This is a genomic window from Neobacillus soli NBRC 102451, from assembly GCF_001591665.1.
In the GTDB taxonomy this organism is placed as follows: domain Bacteria; phylum Bacillota; class Bacilli; order Bacillales; family Cytobacillaceae; genus Neobacillus; species Neobacillus soli.
Map to the genome: position 1 here is coordinate 130879 of NZ_BCVI01000042.1, position 25269 is coordinate 156147.

Below are 25269 nucleotides of genomic sequence, written 5' to 3' on the forward strand. Positions count from 1 at the left end.
AGGAGTTTTTTGATATGCAAAGGATAAAGCGTACGAGCAAAACCCGTGATTTTCACCAAGCAAAATGGAATGAGCCAATCATTTTCGAACTCCATCAGCCTGGGGAAAAGGGTGTGGAGCTGCCGCCGGTAAATAACGATGTTGCCTTAGCTGTAGGTGATGGGACATCGGTTATTCCTGAAGCGATGCAGAGAAGGAATAAGCCGAATCTTCCTGAAATTGGCCAGGCACGTGTGTTGCGCCATTATTTAAGACTGTCACAGGAAACGCTTGGTTCTGATTTTAACGTAGAAATCGGCCAAGGAACATGTACGATGAAATACATCCCCAAAATTAATGAACTGTTAGTTCGTGATCCGAAAATGATGGAGCTTCATCCATTGCAAGACGAAGGAACCGTTCAAGGAATGCTAGAGATTTTCCACAACCTCGATTTATGTATGCGAGAAATTTCAGGAATGGATTATTTCTCCTTCCAACCGAGCAGCGGCACGCAAGCACTGTTTGCCATGGCATCGATTGTAAGGAAGTATCACGAATCGAGAGGAGAAGGGGAAAAGCGGGATGAAATTATTACTACTATTTTCTCACATCCTTCACAGGCAGCAACAGCAGCTGTAAAAGGCTATAAAATTATCACCCTGCATCCGGATGAAAATGGTTTTCCTGATATTGAAAAGTTAAAAGCAGCCGTGTCGGAAAGAACTGCGGGCTTTGTCGTGGCAAACCCGGAAGATACAGGAATCTTCAATCCAAGGATTAAAGAGTTTACCGATATTATTCACCAAGCTGGCGGTCTTTGCTTCTATGATCAGGCGAATGCTAACGGTCTTTTAGGAATGACAAGAGCAAAAGAAGCAGGCTTTGATATGTGTTTCTTCAATCTTCACAAAACATTTGCGGCTCCGCATATGTGCGGCGGGCCAGCAACAGGAGCACTTGGGGTCATCGCGGGATTGAAGGAATTCTTGCCGGCGCCAATTGTGGAACATCATGACGGCAGATATTCGCTTCAATATGATCTAGAGCATTCCATAGGCAAGGTTCGTTCCTTCCACGGTGTTGCGCAAACGGTATTACGTGCGTATGCCTGGATTCGCGCCCTTGGAGCAGATGGTCTGAAGGAAGTCGCGAAAATTGCCGTGTTAAACAATAATTACATGTACCATAAAGTTTTAGCAATTCGTGGTGCAAGTGCACCTTATGTCTTGGGCCACCGTCTTGAACAGGTCCGTTATAGCTGGGAGCAGATGACTTTGGAAACGGGAGTGACGACAGAGGATGTTACGTTACGAATGACAGATTTCGGTCTTCATTACTGGACAAGCCATCATCCATATATCGTAAAACAGCCGTTCACTCTTGAGCCGACGGAGTCCTACTCAAAAGAGGACCTAGATGAATACATTCATGCACTAGAGCAAATTTCACAAGAAGCTTATGAAAATCCAGAAATCGTTAAAACGGCTCCGCATACTAGTACGATTCATAAAATGGACGAGCAGGATTTCCTTGAAAACCCTGAGAAGTGGTGTATCAGCTGGCGTTCCTATTTAAAAAAGACACAAGCATGCGAAACTGTTAAGTAAAATATAGAAAAGCGCAAGCGCCCTGTTCAGCGGCGTATGGCCTCCTCGAAAAAGCTAACGCTTTTTCTTCGAGCGATGATTATGCTGTCGAAGCCTTCCTTGTGGATCGCTCCAACTGAGATAAAGGAAACACGAAGAGCCGGAGGCGCATTCGTGCTTGACTTATCGTAGGGAGGAGAGCGAAGGACACTAGCCGCTAGGGCGCTGGAGCTGTACAATTCTCAAAGTCAAAAATTTATACTTTATTATTTTTATAAAAATCGGGGGACCAACATGAAAAAGTACTTATCTATTTTGCTTGCCATGCTTCTTTTAGTGGTATCCGCCTGCTCCAATCAATCATCTGGGGATAAAGTGAAAACAGGGGATTCCAAACATCCAGCAGGGACGATAACCGTTTGGGGCTGGGATGTTGCTGCGTCAACGATGAAGGCAGCTGTTGAAAGTTTTCAGAAGAAATATCCTGATGTTTTAGTAAAAGTGGAGGATTTCAATAGCGGCGATCTTTATGAAAAACTAACCGTTGGCCTCGCCGCAAGAGGTTCCGGGCTGCCGGATGTTGTGTTAATGGAGGATGAGCGAATTCCCGGCTATATCCACCAGTTTCCGCAAGGATTTTTAAACTTGAACAAGCTTGGATATGACCAGTACAGAGAAGCGTTTAACCCTGCAAAGGTAGCATCTGTTCAGGATAAAGACGGTAACTTCATCGCAGCCCCATGGGATATTGGTCCTGCGGGAGTATTCTACCGCGTTGATTATTTTAAAAAAGCGGGTGTGGACCCGAATTCTATCCAAACGTGGGATGACTATATAGCAGCAGGGAAAAAGGTTAAGGAAGCAACTGGTAAAAAGATGCTGCCAATTGATATCCCGAACTATGATGGCGTCTTTCAAATGATGATGCAGCAGCAAGGACTTTCTTATTTTGATAAGGACGGGAAAATTGCACTCCAAACAAAAGAAGCGGTTCGTGCCATGACTGTCATCAAAAAGCTCCATGATGAGGATTTAATCTTAAATAACAAGGGCTGGGATGGCATTGTTACGGCTACAGTTAACGGAGAGGTGGCAACGGTTCCTTATGGTGTCTGGTATACGGGTTCCATTATGGACCAAGCACCGGACTTAAAGGGAAAATGGGATGTATTTTTCTTGCCAAGCTTTAAAGAGGGCGGCACTAGATATGCAAATGTAGGGGGCTCATCCTTGTTAATCCCTGCTACTAGCAAAAATCAATCGGCTGCCTATGCCTTTGTTGAATTCTTTACCACAAATCAAGATTCACAAATGTTAGGCTTTGAAAAATACGGACTTTTCCCGTCTTTAAAGGAAACCTATAGTGCACCTGAGTTTACGGCAAATAGCGAGTACTTTAATAATAGTCCGATTTTCAAGAAGGTTGCTGATATTGTCGACGAGGTCCCAAAGATTCACCTAAACGAAAATTATGCAAAAGCCAGCAGTCTTATGGCTAATGCCCAAGCAGCGATATTATTGGAAAATAAATCTGTAGAATCTGCCTTAAAAGATGCTCAAAAACAACTTGAAAATGAAATTAAATAAAAGGCTTTTTAGAATGAGAGAGGGCGGTTTTGCTCCTCTCATTTCTATCAATGGAAGTATTCCATCAGCTCAGGGAGGTGCCATTAGTGGAAGAAACAGAAAAGGTAGTAAGCACCGCGGCAAATTATCGCACCAAAACTAGAAGAAATTTGTTGACTCCCAAAACTGCTCCATATGTATTTATCGCTCCGGCGTTTTTATTAATTTTAATTTTTACTGTTTATCCGGTCATTTCTTCTTTTATCCTAAGCTTTCAAGAGGTGCGGGGTATCGAGAAATCGTTTGTTGGATTAGCTAATTATACGCGCTTAATTCATGACCCGGTTTTTTATAAAGCGCTGTTAAATACGTTTCAAATCTTAATCATCCAAGTACCGATTATGATTTTTGTGGCATTGTTAATTGCTGTCGGACTTCATTCATCCCTGATTAAAGCAAAGGCACTGTTCCGAATTGCCTATTTCATGCCGGCGATTACAGCACTTGTTGCGGCATCGATTGTCTTTATGATCCTATTAGACGAGCATTTTGGATTAGTAAACTATTTCCTTTCATTCATCGGAGTAGACAAGATTCCGTGGCTGACCTCCCCATTTTGGGCAAAGGTCTCTGTGATTCTTGTTATGACATGGAGATGGACCGGCTATAATATGGTGATTCTTTTAGCAGGATTGCAAAATATCCCGGCCGATTTATATGAAGCCGCAAGTATTGACGGAGCAGGCAAGGTAAAACAATTTTTCATGATTACCCTTCCACAATTAAAGCCGGTGTTCATCTTTACAGTCGTCATGTCAACGATTGGCACACTTCAGCTGTTTGACGAGCCATTTATTTTGACACATGGCGGTCCGAATAGTGCGACCATGACCATTACGCTTTATTTATACGAAACAGGCTTTAAGTTTTTTGACTTTGGTTATGCTTCAGCCATTGCCTATGTACTCGTGCTCATCACGGCAATCGTTTCATGGGTTCAGATGAAATTGGTAGGTGACACAGAGGAATGATTACGTCAAAGAAGCTTTCAACAAAAATCTGGATGTATAGTTTATTGATCGTCGGTGTGATCCTATCTATTGCTCCATTCTATTGGATGATTGTTGGGTCCACTCATCCTTCAGGTGAGATTTTTCGCGTTCCGCCAAAGCTTCTCCCTGGTGGTTTCTTAGCGAAAAACTTTCAAACACTTAGCGAGTCATTAGGTATCGCGAAAATCTTTTGGAATTCCTTGTTCATTGCCATTGTGTATACCTTTGTCAGCACGCTTATTAGTGCGATGGCAGGATATGCCTTTGCTAAATACCGCTTTAAAGGAAAGAATATCTTCTTTTTTGTTATTTTATGCTCGTTGATGATTCCATTCCAGGTAACATTGATTCCACTATTTGAAATGATGGTGGCATTTGACTGGTTAAACACGTATCAAGCCATTATTTTACCAAGTCTTGCCGCGCCTTTTGCGATTTATTTAATGAGGCAAAATATGCAGGCGGTTCCCACTTCTATAATTGAAGCATCCCGAGTTGACGGTGCAGGGGAATTAAAAATTTTCTTTTCCGTCATTCTACCAGTGACAAGACCGGCACTGGCTGCTGTGGCGATCTTTCAATTTATGGCGCAATGGAATAGCTTACTCTGGCCGCTCATTACGCTAAACTCCAAGGAAATGTTTACCCTGCCTGTCGCACTATCAAGCTTAATTGGGATGGCGCGAATTGATTATGGCCAACTAATGTTAGGAACCACTTTGTCTACGATTCCGATAATGATATTCTTCCTGCTATTGCAAAAGCATTTTATTTCAGGGATTTTGGGTGGATCAGTTAAAGAATAAAGCTGTATTATTGTTTTTCGAAAAATTAAACCATTAAAAAGTCATCTTTGGGTGTAAAATTACACTTCCCCTGCGAATTATTTGGTATTTTAAGCGAGCTAAAATCATTTATCAGCGAATTTTATAGGTTTATCAGCGAATCTAAGCTATTTATCAGCGAATCAAAAAAGTAACAATCTTAAAGAGGTGTAGGTATGAAAAAGTTGAAAAGATGGGAAGACATCCATACAGATGGAATGAACCGGATGGAGGCCCGTGCCCATTATGTCAGCTTTCCTTCCCGTGAAGCTGCGGAAACGGGTGGTGCAGGAAAAAGCCACTATTATCAATGTCTTAATGGGACATGGAAATTTACGTTTCTGGAAGCACCTGAATATTGGCCTGATGGCTTTTATCAAGATGATTTGAATACAACCGAATGGGATGATATTACGGTTCCTGGCAATTGGCAGCTGCAAGGCTACGGAAAAATGCATTATTCGGACCTGTGGTATAACTTTCCGATTATTCCGCCGCGGGTGCCTACAGATAATCCGACTGGGATTTATCGCCGTGAATTTGAGCTCGACCGCAGTCTTGAGGGAGAACAATTAATCCTTCGTTTTAATGGAGTGGATTCTGCCTACGAATTGTATGTAAACGGTGAGTTTGCCGGCTATAGTAAGGGCGCGAGGATTCAAGCTGAGTTTGATATTACTAATCTTTGCCGTCAGGGCAGTAATACACTTACTGTCCGAGTATTCCAGTGGTCGGACGGTACGTATTTGGAAGACCAGGATATGTGGTGGCTGAGTGGGATCTTCCGGGATGTTGAACTGTATACAAAACCAACAGTCGGGCTTTATGACTATACCGTCAAAACGGAGTTTGATAGCGACTATCGTGACGCGACTCTATCGGTTTCGGTCAAGGTGACAGAACAACGTGGCCAAACGATTGTTTATGAATTAATAGGTCCGGATGGTATGAAACTGTTTAGTGAGGAAAAACAGGCGGATGAACCTTTTAGTAAATATGTTGCCGCACCTTTGAAATGGAGTGCAGAAGAGCCTAATTTATATCATCTTTATATGACAGTCAAGGATGCTGGCGGAAAAATCATTGAGGTAATTCACCAGCATGTCGGCTTCCGCACGATTGTTGTTTCAGGGGATACATTCTTAGTTAATGGTGTGGCGATTAAATTAAAAGGTGTGAACCGCCATGACTACAATCCTAAAACAGGGCGAGTGGTAACGAAAGAGGAAATCGAGCGCGATATTAAGACGATGAAGCAAAACAATATTAATGCACTTCGGACTGCTCATTATCCAAACGCTTATTACTTATATGACCTTTGTGATCAATACGGGATGTATGTGATTGATGAAACAGATTTAGAATGTCACGGCTTTGAACTAACCGGAAAATATGACTGGATCAGCAACGATCCTGATTGGGAAACGGCCCATGTTTCTCGACTTGAACGGATGATTGAGCGTGACAAAAACCATCCATGTATTATCATGTGGTCGCTTGGGAATGAATCAGCCTTCGGTCACAATTTCCAGGCGATGGCAAAAAGGGCTAAGGAGGTGGATCCGACGCGACTTGTTCATTATGAGGGTGATCGTGAAGCAGAGGTAACCGATGTGTACAGCACGATGTATACATGGCTTGAGCGTCATGACGACCGGCTAACGATGGAGAAAGTCATTGAAAAAACAAAAAAGCCACATATCCTTTGTGAATATGCGCATGCCATGGGGAATGGGCCTGGCAATCTGAAAGAATATCAAGACTTATTTTACAAGCATGATAAGCTGCAAGGCGGATTCATATGGGAATGGTTTGATCACGGTATCGAAACCGTTGCGGAGGATGGCACGGTTTACTATCGCTACGGCGGAGATTTTGGCGACGATCCGACAAATGGCAACTTCTGTATCGATGGGTTAATCATGCCTGATGGTACACCGTCACCAAGTTTATTTGAATACAAGAAAGTCATTGAGCCAGTTCAAACTGAATGTATTGATCTTGAAGAGGGGATTTTTCGACTCATTAATCGCTATGATTTCTTATCACTAAACCATTTAGATTTGACTTGTGCACTATATGAGGATGATAAATTGCTAGAATCATTTACTGTAGACCTTCCAAAGCTAGTTGGGCGAGAGACAGCGGAGATTCAGCTGCCGGTGGGGCGTGAAATCGAGAAAGTCAGCGGAGCCAATTATTATTTCGTATTCTCTTATACACTAAACCAAGATACACCATGGGCAGCGAAGGGTCACGAATTAGCGAATGCTTCTTTTGTACTTCCAGGCAAGGAAAAAATGCCTAAGGTCCATGCTGCAGGTGAGCTTCAAGTTAGAAATGAAGCTGCACTGGTAACTGTTAGTGGTCATGATTTCACCGTCACCTTTGATTGTGTCAAAGGAGTGTTAAAAGAGGTAACACGTAATGGTAAAGTACAGATTAAGAAGGGACCACAGTTCAATTTCTGGCGTGCTCCTATTGATAATGATATGTACTATGTGACGGATTATCGGACAAAATATTTCATGCACCTTGGCCATGAAATAGTCGAAGATGCTCGTTATGAGTTGAAAGACGGTGTGTTTGAATGGCATACAGATGCCTTGTATGGTACAACAAACAGCTCATGGTATTATCAACTTCAGTATCATTACAGCATCTATCCGGATGGAGATATTGTTTGCAGCATCGACGGGGTTGCATCCGGTATGAAGGAGAATGCACCGGTTATGATTCCTCGTCTTGGTGTTAACTTGCGCTTAAATAATGATTTCAGCGATACCGAGTGGCGCGGCAGAGGTCCTGGAGAAAGCTATGTCGATTCCAAGCAAGCGAATCATTTAGGAGTATACAAAAAGACGGTTGACGATTTGTTTACGAACTATGTTAAGCCGCAGGAAAACGGCAATCGTTCCGATTGTGACTGGGTCAGCCTTACTAATCATGATAAGAATGGCCTCATGTTTATCGCCGATAAGATGTTTGATTTTAGTGCTTCACACTATGAAGTTAGTGATCTAGAACGAGCGAAGCATACAGTTGAGTTAATGCCGCGAGACTATGTGGTCTTAAATCTGGACTACAAACAAAATGGACTTGGCAGTAACTCCTGTGGACAAGACCAATTAGAGAAATACCGTTGTAAATTTGAAGATTTCACACTTTCCTTCCGTATCTCTCCATTTAACAGCGAAGAAACAACAGCTGTAGAACTTGGACGTGAACGGTGCTAGATTGCCGCTGGTGTCAGGCACCAATATTAAGGCACTAATAGTAAGTGGAAAAGGTTGGCGGGAAACTAACTTCCGCCAACCTTTTTGCTGTGATATTTTGCTGTTGTTTTATCTCCTAGTGTTTAAACTAGTGGTGGTGTCAGTGCACTGAATTGGTGCCTGACACCCAATCATTTTGGTTGAAGCAGGAAACTTTTGACTTCCTCTGGGGTTACTCCTATTTGTTTTGCCAGTAGCATAAGGTCAATCCATTCCTCATCGTAATTTGAGCTGCTAACGTTTTCTTGCCATCTTCTGCCACTTGGGCAATATAGAATCCGATCCGTGCTAAATCTAGCTCCGCAACAAAGAAATGTAAAATGGCTACTAGTCCATTAGTAATTCGATTGGCAAGGGAGGATGAATCAATTCCTGATTCAAGTCGACTTCTTTTAATTACTTAAGAGTATTATATTTTGGAAAACTCTTCTAGTTAATTAAAATATTCTGAATTTCCTGTACCACTAACCTATCTTAAGTAGTGGTGCCTGACACCACTAAAAGATTGTAAGATTTCGTTCCATAAAGGGTTACGCTATTTTTTAATAGGGCATGGACAAGTACCGTTACCATTTCCCTCCTCCCTCATAGCTTATAAAAAAGTATGAAAGGAGGTTATGTGCGTTGTTTGGGTACTCAATGGTACAAATGGTACGAGCCCATGCCGAAAAGTTGGAAAGACCATTACGTGTTAAATTATTGGACCTGTATCAACCATTCTTATGGACGCCGTGTTTTCTTCATAATCTGTTTGATGGGTTTATTAAATATGGGAAAAAGCTACCTGTGATTATTGAATTTGAAAAGGGCTGTTATGAGGCTGGGTGCAGTGAGGTAAAGAAAGTGATGAACAATCACTTCTTCAATGGGATAAAACGAGATTTCTCAAGGATTGCCTGCTGCAGTGCTGAAGTGACCCCAAAAGGATTGGAGGAGATGCTCGCAAGCTGCAATCATATCCTTAGGGTCTATTTAAATCGCGAAGTTCGCGCCTTGCTAGATGTGGCCGTCCCATCCACAAACGCAAAAGAGATTGTCAGAAATAATACGGTTTTAACAGGTAGAGGAGTAACGATTGCCGTGGTTGATACAGGAATCTATCCGCATCAGGATCTATTTGGAAGAATTATCGGCTTTATCGATTTTATAAAAAACAGAACAGACCCTTATGATGATAATGGTCATGGAACCCACTGCGCGGGAGATGCGGCTGGCAATGGGGCCGCTTCTTCCTTTAGATACAGCGGGCCGGCTCCAGAAGCCAATCTTATAGGTGTCAAAGTTTTAAATAAAATGGGTGCAGGTTCTTGGGAAACGATTATGGATGGGATTGAGTGGTGTATTCAATACAATGAGAATAATCCCGCAAATAAAATAGAGATTATCAGTTTGTCAGTAGGCAGTACTGCACAATCCTATGAAAGTGAAAATGATGATCCGATGGTGAAAATAGTAGAGGAAGCATGGGCTTCTGGGATTACCGTATTTGTAGCGGCGGGAAATGAAGGACCAGAGGCAGGAACAATTGCCAGCCCGGGTATTAGCAATCAAGTGATTACCGTTGGGGCATTGGATGACCGAGATACGGCAGAAACAAGAAGTGATGATGATGTCGCCGGCTTTTCAAGCAGGGGACCAACCATTTATGGCAAACAGAAACCAGATATCCTTGCACCAGGAGTAAGCATTATCTCTTTACGTTCGCCTAAATCCTATTTGGATAAGCGGCAAAAATCCTATCGGGTAGGGAAAGATTACTTTGTTTTATCGGGTACCTCAATGGCTACACCCATTTGTGCTGGAGTAGGAGCCTTAATGAAACAGCACCGTCCTGATTTATCGCCGGAGGAAGTAAAAGGCTTACTTATGAATGGCGCAGATTTATGGACGGACAGGGATCACAACATTTATGGTGCTGGCTATATTAATGCGAATAATTTTATTTCTCCTGATTAAGCTACTATAAAAAAACTAATCAAACGTTTGATTGAAAAGGGCTGACTCCCGGGTGTATAAGGGTTATTGGTAATTCCATTTCTCGGGAAAAAAAACTAATCAAACGTTTGATTGAATTTGAGTGGACGGGTGCCTGACACCTTGTTAAATCTTTCCGTTGGTTAAATTCAGAATAGTTGTGCTATAATTTTGGTAGTAGGTACTAATATCAGATATAAATAAAATTGAATATGTGGATAGTCTAGTGGATGAATGGCCGACCCGATCTTTTTCATTGTAAGGGAATTGTTGATCAGGGGACCTAAATAAATTTTACCAACAACGGGGGATTATGATGTTAACGAATGATTTGGATTTTAGGCTGGAACCTAAACTTAAAGATTTATATGAAGAACATAAAAAGCGTTCTGAAAAGATAGATTGGGGGTATCACGATTTCCTGCCATGGGATAAGGGAATGGATTTTCGCCGCGTTCCGTGGGATGAAAGCCAAGTGACACTTCCAGCGTCTGTTATTACTGCGGTTGAGACGGCCCTTTTGACTGAAGTGAACCTGCCTTGGTTCACCTCACATCTGGATCAAACCTTTAAAGGATCGTTAACTGTTATTAAAGATTTTGTCCATACTTGGACGGCGGAGGAGGACCAGCATTCAAACCTGCTTGAAACGTATCTATTAATTACACGTAATGTAGATCCGAAACGCCTCCATCAATTACATAAACAGACGGTTGAGAATGGCTGGAATCCCGATTACCATACGCCTTTTGAAACCATGGTATATACCTCTTTGCAAGAATTGGCAACGATGGTGTTTTATAATAATGTCGCAAAAGTCGCAGGTCAGCATGATAAGGATTTAGCTAGTCTGCTCCGCCGTCTGGCTAAGGATGAAACATTGCATTATGCCTTTTACCGGGATGTGATTAAATTCCACCTGCAATTGGAACCCAATTATTGTTATCATTTAGGACATGTCATTAAGAACTTTCAAATGCCTGGAACCGTGATGCCTGATTTCGAAGATCGTATGTCCATTATTGCCAAAGAGGCGAACTACGGTCCATTGGAATATTTTGATCAAGTTTTAGATGTGATTGTTGAATATTGGGAGTTGGAAAAGTTAAGACCAATTGCCCCAGAAGCAGAAAAAGCGAGGCTGGATATTCTGAGGTATCATGCCCGCTTGAAAAGAGTCAGAGACCGCTTTTATAAGAATAAGTAAGTTTAGGATTGGATGGGGTGCCTGACACCACCCGAGGAGTGTCTGCCTTTTGATTCGACAAAATCGGGTGGTGTCAAAAGAAAGGTGGCAGGCACCTCACGTGTACATTTGGAATAATTTATATTGACGTATTATTTACAGTTCTTTATGATAGATAGGAAGCAAGTACCCGTGACTTGAACGGGAGAGGTTCATAGCTGATACCCTCTATAAAAAACTATGGATACATGACTAGTTGCCATGTCCATATTGGACGTGGCTTTTTTGGTTTATATTCCTAATGTTTGCATAGAATGTTCAGAAGAAACTCTCTTGGTTTAGTGTGGGGACACATTACTAGGGGGTTTTTTTATGTCTGGCCGCAAGCCTACAGAAGGATTAAAGGATTTAACACTTTTAGGGAATCAAGGCACCACCTATTCATTTGATTATGCACCAGAGGTTTTGGAGGCAGTCGATAATCTGCACCCGGAACGTGATTATTTTGTTAAATTCAACTGTCCGGAGTTTACTAGTCTTTGCCCGCTGACCCATCAGCCGGATTTTGCAACGATGTATATTTCGTATGTTCCGAATAAAAAAATTGTCGAGAGCAAGTCATTGAAGCTATATCTTTTCAGCTTTCGGAATCATGGCGATTTCCATGAGGACTGTGTCAATATCATCATGAACGACTTAATTCAGTTACTTGATCCGCGCTATATTGAGGTTTGGGGGAAGTTCACACCTCGTGGCGGCATTTCCATTGACCCATGGTGCAACTACGGAAAACCAGGCACCAAGTATGAGGAGATGGCCAATTTCCGTTTGATGAACCATGACCTCTATCCAGAAAAGGTCGATAATCGATAAGGGAAGGAATCAAGACATGATACTTTACTTGAATGGAATTTTTGTAGGCCTGTTAATTTTAGCCAACATTGTTGCCGTTAAGCTTTTTAGCATTGGAAATTTTGCCATATTGCCAGCCGCTGTCATTATTTATATCTTTACGTATCCACTTATTGATGTAATCGTTGAGGTCTATGGGAAAAAAGAAGCGCGGAGAACGGTTCAGGCCGGGCTGATTATGCAAATCCTTGCGCTTATCTTTATTACGATAGCGATTCATCTGCCAGCTGCACCTGTATTTCAAGAACAATCATCATTCGAAACGATTTTAAATGGAAGTTTTCGGGTGATTATTGCCAGTTTAATTTCCTATGCAGTGAGTCAAAACTTGGATGTGTTTGTGTTCAATAAATTAAAAAGCGCCCATGGGCAAAAAAAGCTTTGGTTACGCAATAATGCGTCGACCATGCTGAGCCAATTGATTGATACGTCCATATTTATAACCATTGCCTTCTATGGAACAATGCCAATAGCTGTCCTAGGAAGCCTAATCTTGACTCAATACATTTTTAAATTCTTTGCAGCGATCCTCACAACACCGCTAGTTTACTTACTTGTCCATCTAATACGTAGGAAGGAATCACTGGAGCGGGTACATCCATTTCAAAAAGAAGTATAAGTGGGTGGTAAATATTTGATATTGGTGTCAGTGTGACCCTCCAAATGAATTTTCGTTGATTTTGAGCCAGAAAGTCTAAGTAGACCACCTCTACTTGGACTTTCCGGTGAATTTTAAAGCATAAAGGATAAAGTTTAGGTAACTCCCTTCTACTTTAAACGTTTTCATGATTTTCGAGCCCTAAAGTTGAAGTAGAACCCTCTCCGTTGCATTATCTTCCTAATTTCTGAAGTTCATTTACTGTTACGAAGGTATACCCCTTCTCAGATAGTGCTTGTAAAATCCCTTCAATTGTCTTTAGTTCTTCCCCGGATTTGTCATACATCGGATGCAGCAAGATAATCGAACCAGGTTTTATTCGTTCCTTCACATATTCCACTTTGTCAGCTGCAGTAGTGTAAAAGGTATCTGGCTCTAAATTCCATGTGATGGTATCTCTATCATGTTTACTAAGGTAATAAGGCAACCCAATCAGTTTTTTTCCGTTTGGTGGACGCACATCAATTTCATCTTTAAATCCAGCATCACGAATCAATTGATCTGTTTTCTCAATCTCTTCTTTATAATAGGATGGCATTTTAAAAACCATCCGTTTATGGGAATAGGTGTGATTACCAACTTGATGGCCTGCATCAACAATTTTCTTAGCCTCTGAAGGAAATTGCTCAATCTCATTCCCGATAAGAAAAAAGGTCGCTTTTGCATGATATCGATCCAAGAGCGGCAGAATTTGATCGACATTATTAGTCGGACCGTCGTCAAATGTTAAGGCAACGACCTTTTGATTCGTCTCCACTTGATTGGTTAATCCGCTGAATAACTGAAAGGTTCTCGAATTCATTAATTTATAAGTTCCGAGAAGAAGTAGAAAAATTACTAGAATTCCAATTCTGGTAAAAGTTAATCTCTTTTTCATATTTACTGCCTTTCTTTTCACAATGATATAGCCACAAGCTATTATCATTATAGCAAAAGACAAGAAAAGGTGCCCGACCTCCGGTGAATTTACGCCTGGGGTCAAACACCTAAGTGATTAAAGGGCTTCCTTAATCACTTTCTTATAATATAGAACAGAGAGGATACCAAATACTGAGTACAATCCCGTATAGATGACCATAACGATGATCATCGGGGTCCACACCTCGGTCCCGAATAAAAACCAGCCTGATTGAACTGCGAAATAGCTATGCAAGAGCCCGACGACTAACGGAATGCCGAAATTAAATATTTGCTTGGCTTGAATGCCTTTTAGCAAATCCCCCTGGGTGAAACCGAGCTTTCTCAGAATTGTATAACTAGGTTTTTCCTCTTCACCCTCACCCATTTGTTTAAAATAAAGAATACATCCGGATGTGATCAGAAAGGTTAAACCTAGAAAGCCTACGATAAACATAATCAGCCCCATGATTTGTTTCTGCCCGTTGCTGATTTCCAACCGGGAAGAATTGAAACGGTCTTCACTGCCGAACATCTCTTTAAACAGATCATTTGCCTTTTCAATGTTCACTTCATCTTTTAATGTAATCCCGATAAAGATGGAGGATTCCTTTTGAATGGCTGGATTAACATCCTTCTTAAGAAGCTCGAACACGGTTTCATCGACTATGGCAGTTGGCTGGCCGCCATTGGTGAAATAACCGGAAACGACGGAATCCTTTTTTAAGCCTAAGTAGTGGAGAGGAATGGTTTCGTTTTGCCCCTTCAATCCGATAGGACCAGAATCCTTTAGACTCATAAATTTCTGCAGTAAATCATTATAACCTGTAAAAATAGTTTCTCCCTCAGCCACATCGATATTTTTAACCGCTTTATCACTAATAACCGGCATGGTCATAGCTTTTGGATCGACCATTAATCCATTTAGGTTACCCAAAATCTCTTTAAGATTCGCATCGACCTGAATAACATCAATCTGTTTTTCATTAAACGAAATGTTATTCGCTTCTAAGACCTGATTAAATTTCGCAGCTTCTTCAGGTTTTACAAACGAAAAATCCCCGGCAACCTGATTCTCAGCCATTTTTTCAGCTGAATAGTAGGAAATATAACTTAACGACAATAACCCAATCGCAAGCGCTGATACGGTCGTAATAATCGTTAATAACAAGGCATTTGATTTCATCCGAAACATAATTGAGGACAGTGACAGAACTTGATTAATGGTTAAATAACCGTCCTTCTTTTTCCGAATGAGATTAAAGATAAAGCTGACCGATCCTTTATAAAAAAGATAGGTGCCGATAATAACCGATCCAAGAATAAATATCATCGCTCCAAATAGTCCAGTTACCGTGGTAAAATTGCCGCTTAACAATTTCGTCGAAACATAGTAGCCTGAAATAATCAAAACTACACCAATTATCCCGATGATGATTTCGAAGATCGACATCTTTTTTACTTTTCCCTCTGTCGATGAAACCACTCTAAATAAAGAGAGGATACTCTGTCTCTTAATAAACACATAATTCATCAGCATGATCAACAGGTAGATAACACAAAACACCACAACAGTTTGAATGAGCGCTTGTGAAGAAAAATGGAGGGAAGCAATGGCATCCACACCGCTGATTTTAAACAGAATCATAAGAATTAATCTTGATATAGAAAATCCAATAAAACTCCCGATGACTAACGAACCAAAATAAAGGATAAAATTCTCAGCAGTAAGGATGCTGAAGATCCTGCTTTTTGTCATCCCGATTAATTGAAATAGCCCAATTTCCTTGCTGCGGCGTTTAATAAAGATGTTATTGGCATATAACAGAAAGATTGAAACAATCGCGACAAGTAAAACGGAAGCTGCCCGAATTGCTGCTGCACCTTTCATGGTGTCTTTTGTATCATTCATCGCCGGGTCATATTGCAGGGTGACAAAGGCGAAATAAAGGGCAACACTAAAAATCAGCGCAAACACATAGAGATAATAATTTTTTAAATTCTTTTTCAAATTACGAAAAATGAGTTGATTAACGCTCATTTGGGACACCGCCTAAAACACCTTGCGTTTTCATGATGTCTTTAAAGAACGTCTGTCTGGATTGTTCGCCCCTATTTAATTGCGTGTATATCTGTCCATCTTTAATGAAAATGACTCTGCCGCTGAAGCTAGCTGCCGTAGTGTCATGCGTCACCATCACAATTGTTGCTTTACGATTCTGATTCATTTCGCTTAATTTGTTAAGTAAATCAGAAGCTGATTTTGAATCAAGGGCACCGGTTGGCTCGTCAGCAAAGATTATGCTTGGTTCATGAATAAACGCCCTTGCAGCAGAAGTACGCTGTTTTTGACCGCCGGAAATTTCATTCGGATATTTATCCTTGATGTCTAAAATACCTAGTTCCGCTGCCACTCCATTAAACATTTCATTCGCTGCTCTTTTTGAAATTTTCGAAATCGATAACGGCAAGAGGATATTTTCTTTGACTGTTAAGGTATCGAGTAAGTTATAATCTTGAAAAATAAATCCTAAATGATGCTTGCGGAATTCAGCGAGCTGACGCTCTTTCATCGCTGTCATTTCTTTGCCTTCAATCTTGATGGTTCCGCCGCTCACTTTATCAATGGAGGAAAGAACATTGAGCAGGGTTGTCTTCCCGGATCCTGAGGCACCCATGATGCTGACAAATTCCCCTTTTTCAACGTTAATATCAATCCCTTTTAATACTTCCTGCTTATTAAATTTATTGCCGTAGCTTTTATGAATTTTATTGGCTTCTAATATCTTCATACCAACACGCTCCCTTTTAATCGATACTCTTATTATAAATAGCCTGATGAATCCAATCCTTCGATTGAGCGAACAAATCAGAAAAGCATGTGACATTGTTGTCACATGCCTGCAATATCGACGAAATCATTACGTTTGGGAAAGGTTAACGTAAATGTGGTTCCTTCTACAAGTTTTGAGTAGACATCTATATGGATTAATAGCGGCTTGGCGATTCGTTTCGTTAAATATAACCCCATCCCTGTTGCAGCATTATCGTGATGAGACGTTGTCGAGGTAAAGCCCTTCTCAAATATACGCGGCACGTCCTTAGAATCAATGCCGCGCCCATAATCTTTTACTTCAAGGACTGTACGACCATCGTGTTGATAGCTTTTAATGACGATGTCTGATGATTCACTGTATTTCACTGCATTTGTAAGCAGTTGCCTGATGATAAAGGCAAGCCACTTGGCATCAGTAAGCACGGTTGCTGCCTCTAGTTCAACCTCAAAGCCAATCCCTTTTTGCATACACCACGATTGTAATGTTTTAATTTCTTTAAAAAGTAACCCCTTTAAATCAGTTTCTTCTATATATAAATCATTTTCCATAAACGGGATGCGCCTTTGATGAAGCTGTTGGTCGAGCAGCAGGTGGATTCGCAGCCATTCATGGGTTAATTGGGCACGCGTTCGTTCGTCATCTAAGCGCTCAATCATTAAATGCATCGCTGTTAACGGTGTCTTGACTTCATGAATCCAGGCTAAGAGGTCATCCTTCTCCTGTTCGAGCATCAGCAGATTTTCCGAAGCCTCTTTTTTAAGCAACTCGGTTTGGTTGATAATGCGTTGTTCAATTATTTTTTCAAACGGGCTTTCAGGCGCCGCTATAGTGGTTAAATCAAGATTGTTCTCCCATTGCGCTATACTTTTGTAGAATTTTGTTTCCTTATGATAGCGGAAAGACAAAAAGATACAAAAAACAAGCGTTGAAAGGAAGAAAATGTAGAAGAATGGCATCAAGGGAAGCGCCGTATCTAGGTAAGCTATAAAAAGAATAAGTGCCTGAATAAATAAGAATAGAAAAATCCAGCTGCGCCTTTCGACTAAATATTTCTTAATCATAGCCATTTGCCTCTTCTATTGCGATGTAACCCTGCCCAACCTTTGTTTCAATAAAACGTCCCAAACCAAGCTCTTCCAATTTTTTTCGCAGTCGATTAACATTGACCGTTAAGGTATTATCACTAACAAAGCGTTCATCATCCCACAGGCTTTTAATTAAGGCTTCGCGGCTAACAATCTTATTTTTTTGCTCAATGAGCTTTTTTAAGATAAACGTTTCATTTTTTGTAAGTTCAACTGTTCCAGCAGCATGACTGACGGTATTTTTTTCATAATCTACTGTTGCCCCGCACCATGTTTTAAGGGTGATTTGCTCGGTATTGTAATTATAAACACGGCGGAGGGTCGCTTGTATTTTCGCAATCAGCACATCAAAATGAAACGGCTTTTGTATAAAGTCGTCAGCACCAAGCTGCATCGACATCACCATGTCTGTCGGATGGTCACGTGAGGATAGAAAGAGAATCGGAATGTTCGAATGGGAGCGGATCATCCGGCACCAGTGAAAGCCATCAAATTTCGGCAATTGAATATCAATGATCACTAAATCTGGCTTAATCGCCGTAAATTCCTCCATGACCTTGTTAAAATCAGTAATCCCATACACATCATAAGACCAACCGATTAACCGATCCTTTATTTCATTAAATAATGTTACATCATCTTCAATTAACAACAGTTTAAACAAGGGAATCACCACACTTTTTTGCGTCATATTAATTAATTGTATAATATATCCTGTTTATGTGCTATAGAGGTGGACTCTGTAAAAATTTGTCGTACTAAATTAAACACTTGTTGTCATTTTTTATCAATTGCACATATAATATAAGTGAATGAACGGTTCATTCTATAAAATTGAAGAGGGGAGTTTTAAACAATGAAAAAAATGATAACGGCCTCTAAGTGGGGTTTAAATGGAAAACATGTGATTATAACAGGAGCAACAAGTGGGATTGGGCTTGCTGCCACTAAGGAAATTGCTGCTCGTGGGGCAAACATAGGAATCGTCGCTCGTAATGAAGCAAAAGCAAATGAGATAGCGAAACAAATGAAAGAATCATCAGGTGGGGGCGGAACGGTGGATGTATTTTTAGCAGACATGGCTTCCCAGCAATCAATCCGCCGGGTGGCTGCCGAAATATTAGAAAGGTGCCCTAGAATTGATGTCCTTGTTAATAATGCCGGTGCGCTGTTTGAGAACCATCAATTAAATGACGACGGTCTTGAAATGACGTGGGCTGTCAATCATGTTGGACCATTTCTGCTTACAATGCTTCTGCTTAATCGGTTGAAGGAAAGTGCCCCGGCCCGGATCATTACTACCGCATCCCACGGTCATAAGATGGCGAAGAAGGGAATCGACTTTAACGACATGGGGGCTGAACAACTTTACAAACCGCTAAAGAAGCTAATGGGTGGTCCAACCTTAAGGTATGGGCAGTCAAAGCTGGCGAACATTTTATTTACCGCAGAACTTGGAAAAAGGCTTGAAGGGACCGGTGTTACGTCCTATTGCTTTGACCCAGGGCTGGTGGCAACAAATTTTAATCAAAATAACGGGAGATTAGCACGGGCAACGATGGCGGTAATGAAGCTGTTTTCACGCAGCCCAGAACAGGGAGCGGAAACACTGGTGTGGCTGGCCGAGACAGACGAAATCAGCGATCAAACCGGGCAATACTATACCGACAAAAAAGCAGAACTCCCGTCTGAATCAGCCCGAGATAGGAAAGCTGCAAATCTGCTCTGGAAGGTTAGTAAACAACAGACAATGCTTACAGATACGGTCGACCTGTAGGCTCATTGTCGAAGGCTGTTTAAAAATATGATATACTCCTTAATGATATCCAGATAATGGAGAGTGACAATGAAATGGCGCCATCAAATGAACAAAAGCTGGATCAAATACACCTGAAACGGATTGAACAGATTAAAAAAGCGGCCTTAAAGGTATTTGCTCATCGGGGAATTATCGGAACGAAAATGAGTATGATTGCGGCTGAGGCAGAAATCAGTCAAGGCCTATCCTATCGATACTTTAAATCAAAAGAAGAGCTATTTATTACCCTCATTCAAGAGGCAATGGAAGAGGCAAATGCCGCTTTTCAGCATGTTCAGCAACTGCCGGGCACACCGTTGGAACAAATTAGAACGCTTACCCAAAATATCCTTGATGAAAGTAATAAATATCCCTTCTTGCTGATCCAGCATGCTAGTGTTTCGGATGAGGTTCCTCCGAAGGCGAAGCAAATAATCGAACACTTTTCAACTAATGTCCCTATTGAACAACTAATCCCACTATTCATCAAAGGGCAGCAACTCGGTCAATTTTGCGAAGGGGACCCATATAAACTATTATTCTGCTACATGTCGGTTATTACCGGCCTTATGCTGCAGGAAAAACAAACTGAAGGGAAAAATTGGAGCGAAGATGTTGATATCCTGATGAAAATTATAACGAAGTGACATGTTGACAAAAAAGGAAGCAGGGAAAACTCGAGGGCACTGAAAAACCTTCGGTTTTTCAAGAATTTCTAAAGCACGACTTAAAAAGACGACTTTAAAATTCGCAAATGTGAATTTTAAGTCGTCTTTTTTAATTCATAGGGGCTATTTTGCTCCTATTTTTGATCTATTAGTTTCAATATTCTTTTTAAATTCACCGCAAATATTGCCATGGCACCTTGCAATTGCATGCCAACTAGACCCGAGGATTTTGCAACATTGTACCCGTGTCTGTGTTTTAATTCGCTATTTTTAGCTTCGATTTTATAGCGCTCTTTTGATTTTTCTTTAAAATAGTCGCTTTCTTGAAATTTTGCCTGTTCAGTATGCACTTCAGATTTGATGCTTACAGAGTAAGTTTTACTTTTAGCTCCTTCTTTATAACACCCTTCTTTAAATGGACAGTGTTTACACTTTTCTACGTCAAAATAGTAGGTATCAGCTTGATTTTTACTTACTCCTTTTTTTCCTTGTCGAGCTTTCCTTACAGCCATGTGGCCGGCTTTACAAACAAACATACCCGCATCTTTATTAAATTCAAATTCGTCTTCTTTTGTTCGAGCACCTTGGGATACTGCAGGGTGAAGTTTAGCTACTAATTTTATTTCATTTTCATTTGTGTATTCAATATTTCCTTTTTCAGAATAAGCTGCATCGCCGATAACAGTTTCAACATTCATCCCAGCATTAATACTTTTTTCAATCAAAGTTTCTAATTGCTTTCCGTCATTCTTTTCACCAGTAGTTACTGTTGCGGCAGTAATAATCCGTTCTTCGCACATGGCAATGTGTGTTTTATATCCGAAAAATGAAGAATCAGCAGTTTTATGACCTACTTTTGCATCCTTGTCTTCTGAGATCTGCAAATGTTCGATATCGTCGGCAACTGTTTCTTTTAATAGATTTAACTGTTCTTTTACTTTCGGGTATTCGGTAAGTCTTTCTTCCTTTTCGATCACGTCAATAAGGTTCTGGCAATAAGAAATTTTCTCTTCCAAAACATTGGAGGTGTTTTTGACGGGGAATTTTTCTTTCATAGATTCATCTATAGAATAAATAGCTTTTCTAAGCTTTTTAGAACGATCCATCAATATTTTTCTTGGCGACATTTGATTATAGCGCGCCTTCGTATGGGTGGCATCCACAATAATTGAATTACTTTTGATGATTTCCTTCTCGATGGCAATTTCAACGGTTTTATTGATAAGCATGTCCAAAAGTTTTACATCTTTTAAACGGAGTTTACGAAACTTAGTTAAAGAGCTGGGTTCGATTACTGGCTCCTCCGGAGCCATGTAAAGGAAATATTTAAAAGACATATCATATTTTGAACGTTCAACCACGTCCACATCAGATAGGTCAAAGATTGTCTTTAAAAATAAATATTTAAACATGCGAATAGGGTCGATAGCATTTCGACCATTATTATGACAATATTTTTCTTTAAGTTCGTCATAAACAAAAGAAAAGTTAATCAAATCGTTAACCCTGCGTAAAAAATTATCTTTTGGAACAATTAAATCATAAAGATTCATATATGGACTGAAAATCATTGATTCTTGATGTTGTATCATAGTACCCACCCGTTTGAAATTGATACTATAATTATAACGTGAAAAAGGTATAATTCCCTAAAAAAATATAAGGAATTATACCTTTTTCCATTAATTAGGGGGACTTTTTCAGTGCCCTCGGAAAACTCCTGCCGCCTTTTTTGTCCCTTTTTCATCAGCTGCTCTTGAACTTCTACTTCAGAAAACTAAATAAATAGATTTAGACGAAGGTGTCAGGCAACGTCCGTGGACAATTGTCCACGAGTGGTGCCTGACAGCCCGACTATTTTGCTTCAATAGCATTTTTTTCGATATACGCACTGTTTTTTCCCTTCATTAATCCGTAAAGTGCATAAACAAGGAAGGCAAGATTTAAAAGGACAAAAATGGTTAACCATCCAAGTGAAAATTGGGTACTGTGAACGCCGTATTCTCCAGTTGCCGCATACTCAACAGCATCTAAAATGAAATGAAATCCGATAGCAGGAAGTAAGCTCTTATTCTGTAATCGCATCGCAGTAAGGGCCATTCCGGCAATAAACGTCCAAGCAAACTGGAACAGAGCAAAGGTTACATCACCGCCAATAAAGATGTTGCCTAAGTGGGATGCTCCAAAAAGCAGGGAAGGAACGATAATGGCTACCGCTTTTCCGAATGGTAACATTGCCCGTAACAGAATACCTCTAAATAGAATTTCTTCATTAATAGACACCCCTAAAGCGGCAATCATTAATAACGGGACATGCCCCCATGTCGTGTTGAAACCTAAATGAAGCCCTAAAGTTAACGGAATAACCAGTACTGGCAGCCAAACGATCCATTCCTTAGCAGCAGGTTTGATTAAACCAATTTCCTTATCAATCCTAACCCATTTCACTGCTAAGAAGGCACAAGCTGCATATAATAGCATGACTAACCATCCTAGGTCCTTTTGAACAGAAAGTCCGGGATTGATTATTTGAATTCCTTTCACTGTCAGCATTCCGATGATTCCTCTTCCTAACATAACAACGAGAAATAAAACTAAACCATGCCGGTATAAAAACTGCTTCATGAAAATCTCTCCTTATTTAACCAATTTCTATCTTCATTATGAAACAGGAACGGTCATAACCAATAGTGTGCTTCGTCATGATATTACCAAGAACAGTCATATGACTAAAATGACTTCTGTAAAAGGAAAAAATGAGAGTCTTGTTGAATAGATTAAATGGGTCGATTTTATTCGAAGGCATGAGGGGGGGCCTGTATGCTGCCGTTTCAATATGAAACACACTGGGTGTACAAAACTGCACAAATCACGAGAGTCGGATGGTTTTTATTCCATTTATTGTTTGTGGTTGTATTCCTGAAACCTTTTCCTCTTTATTGGCTGCTGATGGCATTGTTTTTTTCTGCGTTTCTGATTCCACAATGGTCTAGGGGGCAAGTAAATAGCACGAGGGGATTAAATTATCCGATGCTGGAATTTATCTTTAGCGGACTATTTTTAGTTGTGGGCAGTTTTCTTTTGGGGAAATATTCCTCCTTTTTGGCGTACCCTTCCCTTTGCGCAGGTATTTACAGCAGACCAGGGAAGGAGAGGTGGTTTCTATGGGCGGGTTTTTCCATTGTTCCTTTTCTGACGTATCTCGCATTGGGCATGGACCAGATTGGAATGGGTGTAATTGAAGGTCTCTTTTTTTTCGGTATTGGCATCTCCATCGCAAAGGTTCTGGAAACGGAGAAAAAGACACAAATATTGCTGGACGAAAACCGCCGGCAGAATCACCTTTTAGAGGAATACGCAAAGCAAATTGAAAAAGTCACCTTATTGGAGGAACGAAACCGGCTTGCAAGGGACCTGCATGATACAGTAGGCCATACATTTACATCAGTCATTATGGGACTTGATGCGGTATCATTCCTGTTGGATGCATCACCGCAAAAAGCAAAGGAACAAGTTAATCGGTTAAGCGACGTGATGAGAAGATCTCTAGAAGAAACAAGAACCTATATCCATCAAATCTCTCCGCAGGAGGAAAAGGAGGATTTGACCTCTCGGCTGAAAAATGTCGCACAAGAATTTGCATTAAACACTAAAATAGAACTTATTTTTAAAAGTTTTGGTACACCCGAGACTATTTCGTTTCATGGAGATACCACACTCATCCGTTGTCTTCAGGAAGCATTAACGAATGCTGTCCGCCATGGGCATGCGAATGAAATCACAGTAACGCTGAATCAAGAAGCCTCACAAGTCGTTTTGACGATTAAGGATGATGGAATTGGGTTTAAAGCGGAGACATATGGATTTGGCCTGACCGGTATGAAGGAACGGCTGGAAGCCCTTCAAGGTGGATTGAAGATTGAGTCGAAGGGACAGGAAGGAACCGTTATCACTTGCTTTTTACCTGTAAGAGTTGAGCGGATTTGGGAGGAAAATGAAGAAAATGATAAAAGTATTGATTGTGGATGACCAGGAACTAATTCGTGAAAGCCTTTCGATTGTCTTAGGCGGGGAAGAAGATATTGAAATTGTCGGGGTAGCAGAGCATGGAAAAATGGCGGTGGATCTTACGAATAAGCATTCACCTAATCTCGTGCTGATGGATATTCATATGCCGATTATGGACGGGGTAGAGGCTACAAAGCAAATTAAAAGCCGGTTTCCAAAAGTAAAGGTGATCATCTTAACCACCTTTCAGGAGCTGGAGTACGTCAGGGAAGCTTTGGCAGCAGGAGCGGAAGGCTATTTACTCAAAGCAATCCATCCAAAAGATCTTGCAGCGGGAATCAGACTTGTTCATCACGGTGGAACGCTGATTACGCAGGAGATTGCCAGGCAGCTGATTGCAGATTGGATTACCCCTTTGGAACAAGCGAAGGCCGAAAAGCGCAAAAAGACAAGCTTTGGCCTCACAGAAAGGGAAATAGAGGTGCTGGAATCCCTATCAAAAGGGGCTACCAACCGTGAAATTGCCCGGATGTTATTCTTAACAGAAGGAACAGTTAAAAACTATGTCTCCAATATTTATTCGAAATTAGAGGTCACAGGAAGACATAAGGCGGTCTTTAAGGCGAGGGAAGAAGGAATTATTCATCCTGATTAATCTTGAAAAGAGGCTGACCCCCGCTACATTTCAGAAAATGCAGGCACCTGTTAATAGTATTATTATCTTCTTGTATAATTTTTGTTGACATCATTAAAATATAATAGTAATATAGTAAATCTGGACGAGAGACATATTAAATATGGTTGTTTTTCTTTCAGTTAACAATTTTAATGGTTGACAAATCTTATTCAATAAGGTAATATTAATACCTGTTGCTGATTCAAATAAAGATATTTTGAAAAAGTAATTGACGGATTGAAAATGAGGTGGTATACTTAATACCTTGTCTCGAAAACATTGTTC

At 40.7% G+C, this 25269-nt stretch carries 22 protein-coding genes and 1 riboswitch; of the genes, 13 read left to right on the top strand and 9 right to left on the bottom strand.

Features of this window, described 5'->3' with window-relative positions:
- Window positions 1–14: 14 nt before the first annotated feature.
- The 5 genes from gcvPB (at window position 15) to ebgA (ending at window position 8246) form a co-directional block, all read left to right on the top strand.
- The gene (gcvPB, locus tag BSO02S_RS15775) at window positions 15–1589 is read left to right on the top strand and encodes an aminomethyl-transferring glycine dehydrogenase subunit GcvPB (protein WP_066069261.1); all 1575 of its coding nucleotides are present in this window, start codon (window positions 15–17) and stop codon (window positions 1587–1589) included.
- 273 nt (window positions 1590–1862) lie between these two features.
- Window positions 1863–3155, top strand: coding sequence for an ABC transporter substrate-binding protein (locus BSO02S_RS15780; protein WP_066069264.1), 1293 nt, complete (start codon window positions 1863–1865; stop codon window positions 3153–3155).
- Window positions 3156–3304: 149 nt separating this feature from the next.
- On the top strand, window positions 3305–4165 hold the full coding sequence (locus tag BSO02S_RS15785; RefSeq protein WP_066069334.1) for a carbohydrate ABC transporter permease: 861 nt from the start codon (window positions 3305–3307) through the stop codon (window positions 4163–4165).
- Window positions 4162–4992: a carbohydrate ABC transporter permease gene (locus tag BSO02S_RS15790; RefSeq protein ID WP_066069269.1), complete on the top strand. Its 831-nt coding sequence runs from the start codon at window positions 4162–4164 to the stop codon at window positions 4990–4992. Before BSO02S_RS15785 ends, BSO02S_RS15790 begins: the two co-directional genes overlap by 4 nt.
- 194 nt (window positions 4993–5186) lie before the next feature.
- Window positions 5187–8246: a beta-galactosidase subunit alpha gene (gene ebgA / locus BSO02S_RS15795; RefSeq protein ID WP_096190911.1), complete on the top strand. Its 3060-nt coding sequence runs from the start codon at window positions 5187–5189 to the stop codon at window positions 8244–8246.
- Between the two features lie 170 nt (window positions 8247–8416).
- On the opposite strand, the gene BSO02S_RS28490 is transcribed toward ebgA, so the two are convergent.
- Entirely contained in the window at window positions 8417–8563 is a 147-nt protein-coding gene (locus BSO02S_RS28490; RefSeq protein ID WP_142303789.1) for an anti-repressor SinI family protein, read from the bottom strand.
- A gap of 346 nt (window positions 8564–8909) precedes the next feature.
- On the opposite strand from BSO02S_RS28490, the gene BSO02S_RS15800 reads away from it, so the two are divergent.
- The 4 genes from BSO02S_RS15800 to BSO02S_RS15815 all read left to right on the top strand — a co-directional run bounded on the left by BSO02S_RS15800 (window position 8910) and on the right by BSO02S_RS15815 (window position 12976).
- Complete coding sequence (locus tag BSO02S_RS15800; protein ID WP_066069272.1) at window positions 8910–10241, top strand: S8 family peptidase; 1332 nt, start codon at window positions 8910–8912, stop codon at window positions 10239–10241.
- 334 nt (window positions 10242–10575) lie between these two features.
- The gene (locus tag BSO02S_RS15805) at window positions 10576–11466 is read left to right on the top strand and encodes an acyl-ACP desaturase (protein ID WP_066069277.1); all 891 of its coding nucleotides are present in this window, start codon (window positions 10576–10578) and stop codon (window positions 11464–11466) included.
- Between the two features lie 180 nt (window positions 11467–11646).
- Window positions 11647–11693, top strand: a riboswitch (PreQ1 riboswitch).
- Window positions 11694–11817: 124 nt separating this feature from the next.
- On the top strand, window positions 11818–12318 hold the full coding sequence (queF, locus tag BSO02S_RS15810; RefSeq protein ID WP_066069280.1) for a preQ(1) synthase: 501 nt from the start codon (window positions 11818–11820) through the stop codon (window positions 12316–12318).
- Between the two features lie 16 nt (window positions 12319–12334).
- The gene (locus BSO02S_RS15815; protein WP_066069284.1) at window positions 12335–12976 is read left to right on the top strand and encodes a queuosine precursor transporter; all 642 of its coding nucleotides are present in this window, start codon (window positions 12335–12337) and stop codon (window positions 12974–12976) included.
- 211 nt (window positions 12977–13187) lie between these two features.
- Here the strand turns inward: BSO02S_RS15815 and BSO02S_RS15820 are convergent, their stop codons facing one another.
- From BSO02S_RS15820 to BSO02S_RS15840, 5 genes are all read right to left on the bottom strand, one after another.
- A complete protein-coding gene (locus BSO02S_RS15820; RefSeq protein WP_066069340.1) occupies window positions 13188–13892 on the bottom strand; it encodes a polysaccharide deacetylase family protein in 705 nt (234 codons plus the stop codon).
- A gap of 117 nt (window positions 13893–14009) precedes the next feature.
- Window positions 14010–15953, bottom strand: a complete 1944-nt coding sequence (locus BSO02S_RS15825; protein WP_066069287.1) for an FtsX-like permease family protein — start codon at window positions 15951–15953, stop codon at window positions 14010–14012.
- Window positions 15943–16704, bottom strand: coding sequence for an ABC transporter ATP-binding protein (locus tag BSO02S_RS15830; protein WP_066069292.1), 762 nt, complete (start codon window positions 16702–16704; stop codon window positions 15943–15945). The genes BSO02S_RS15825 and BSO02S_RS15830 overlap by 11 nt, the downstream gene beginning before the upstream one ends.
- Before the next feature lie 101 nt (window positions 16705–16805).
- The gene (locus BSO02S_RS15835; protein WP_066069295.1) at window positions 16806–17810 is read right to left on the bottom strand and encodes a sensor histidine kinase; all 1005 of its coding nucleotides are present in this window, start codon (window positions 17808–17810) and stop codon (window positions 16806–16808) included.
- Window positions 17803–18498, bottom strand: a complete 696-nt coding sequence (locus BSO02S_RS15840) for a response regulator transcription factor (RefSeq protein ID WP_066069298.1) — start codon at window positions 18496–18498, stop codon at window positions 17803–17805. The genes BSO02S_RS15835 and BSO02S_RS15840 overlap by 8 nt, the downstream gene beginning before the upstream one ends.
- 192 nt (window positions 18499–18690) lie before the next feature.
- Here BSO02S_RS15840 and BSO02S_RS15845 point away from each other — a divergent pair, with 192 nt between their 5' ends.
- Together BSO02S_RS15845 and BSO02S_RS15850 are read left to right on the top strand one after the other, a co-directional pair.
- Complete coding sequence (locus tag BSO02S_RS15845; RefSeq protein WP_066069301.1) at window positions 18691–19611, top strand: SDR family oxidoreductase; 921 nt, start codon at window positions 18691–18693, stop codon at window positions 19609–19611.
- Window positions 19612–19685: 74 nt separating this feature from the next.
- On the top strand, window positions 19686–20279 hold the full coding sequence (locus BSO02S_RS15850; protein ID WP_066069302.1) for a TetR/AcrR family transcriptional regulator: 594 nt from the start codon (window positions 19686–19688) through the stop codon (window positions 20277–20279).
- A gap of 155 nt (window positions 20280–20434) precedes the next feature.
- Here the strand turns inward: BSO02S_RS15850 and BSO02S_RS15855 are convergent, their stop codons facing one another.
- On the bottom strand, window positions 20435–21892 hold the full coding sequence (locus tag BSO02S_RS15855; protein WP_066069305.1) for an IS1182 family transposase: 1458 nt from the start codon (window positions 21890–21892) through the stop codon (window positions 20435–20437).
- Between the two features lie 262 nt (window positions 21893–22154).
- Window positions 22155–22925, bottom strand: coding sequence for a CPBP family intramembrane glutamic endopeptidase (locus BSO02S_RS15860; RefSeq protein ID WP_066069308.1), 771 nt, complete (start codon window positions 22923–22925; stop codon window positions 22155–22157).
- Window positions 22926–23120: 195 nt separating this feature from the next.
- Between BSO02S_RS15860 and BSO02S_RS15865 the strand changes: the two genes are divergently transcribed.
- The gene (locus BSO02S_RS15865; RefSeq protein ID WP_066069311.1) at window positions 23121–24329 is read left to right on the top strand and encodes a sensor histidine kinase; all 1209 of its coding nucleotides are present in this window, start codon (window positions 23121–23123) and stop codon (window positions 24327–24329) included.
- Window positions 24304–24963: a response regulator transcription factor gene (locus tag BSO02S_RS15870; protein ID WP_235846927.1), complete on the top strand. Its 660-nt coding sequence runs from the start codon at window positions 24304–24306 to the stop codon at window positions 24961–24963. Before BSO02S_RS15865 ends, BSO02S_RS15870 begins: the two co-directional genes overlap by 26 nt.
- 93 nt (window positions 24964–25056) lie before the next feature.
- Here BSO02S_RS15870 and BSO02S_RS27755 read toward each other — a convergent pair.
- The coding region (locus BSO02S_RS27755; RefSeq protein WP_218010607.1) for a hypothetical protein at window positions 25057–25269 on the bottom strand (213 nt) is incomplete at its 5' end.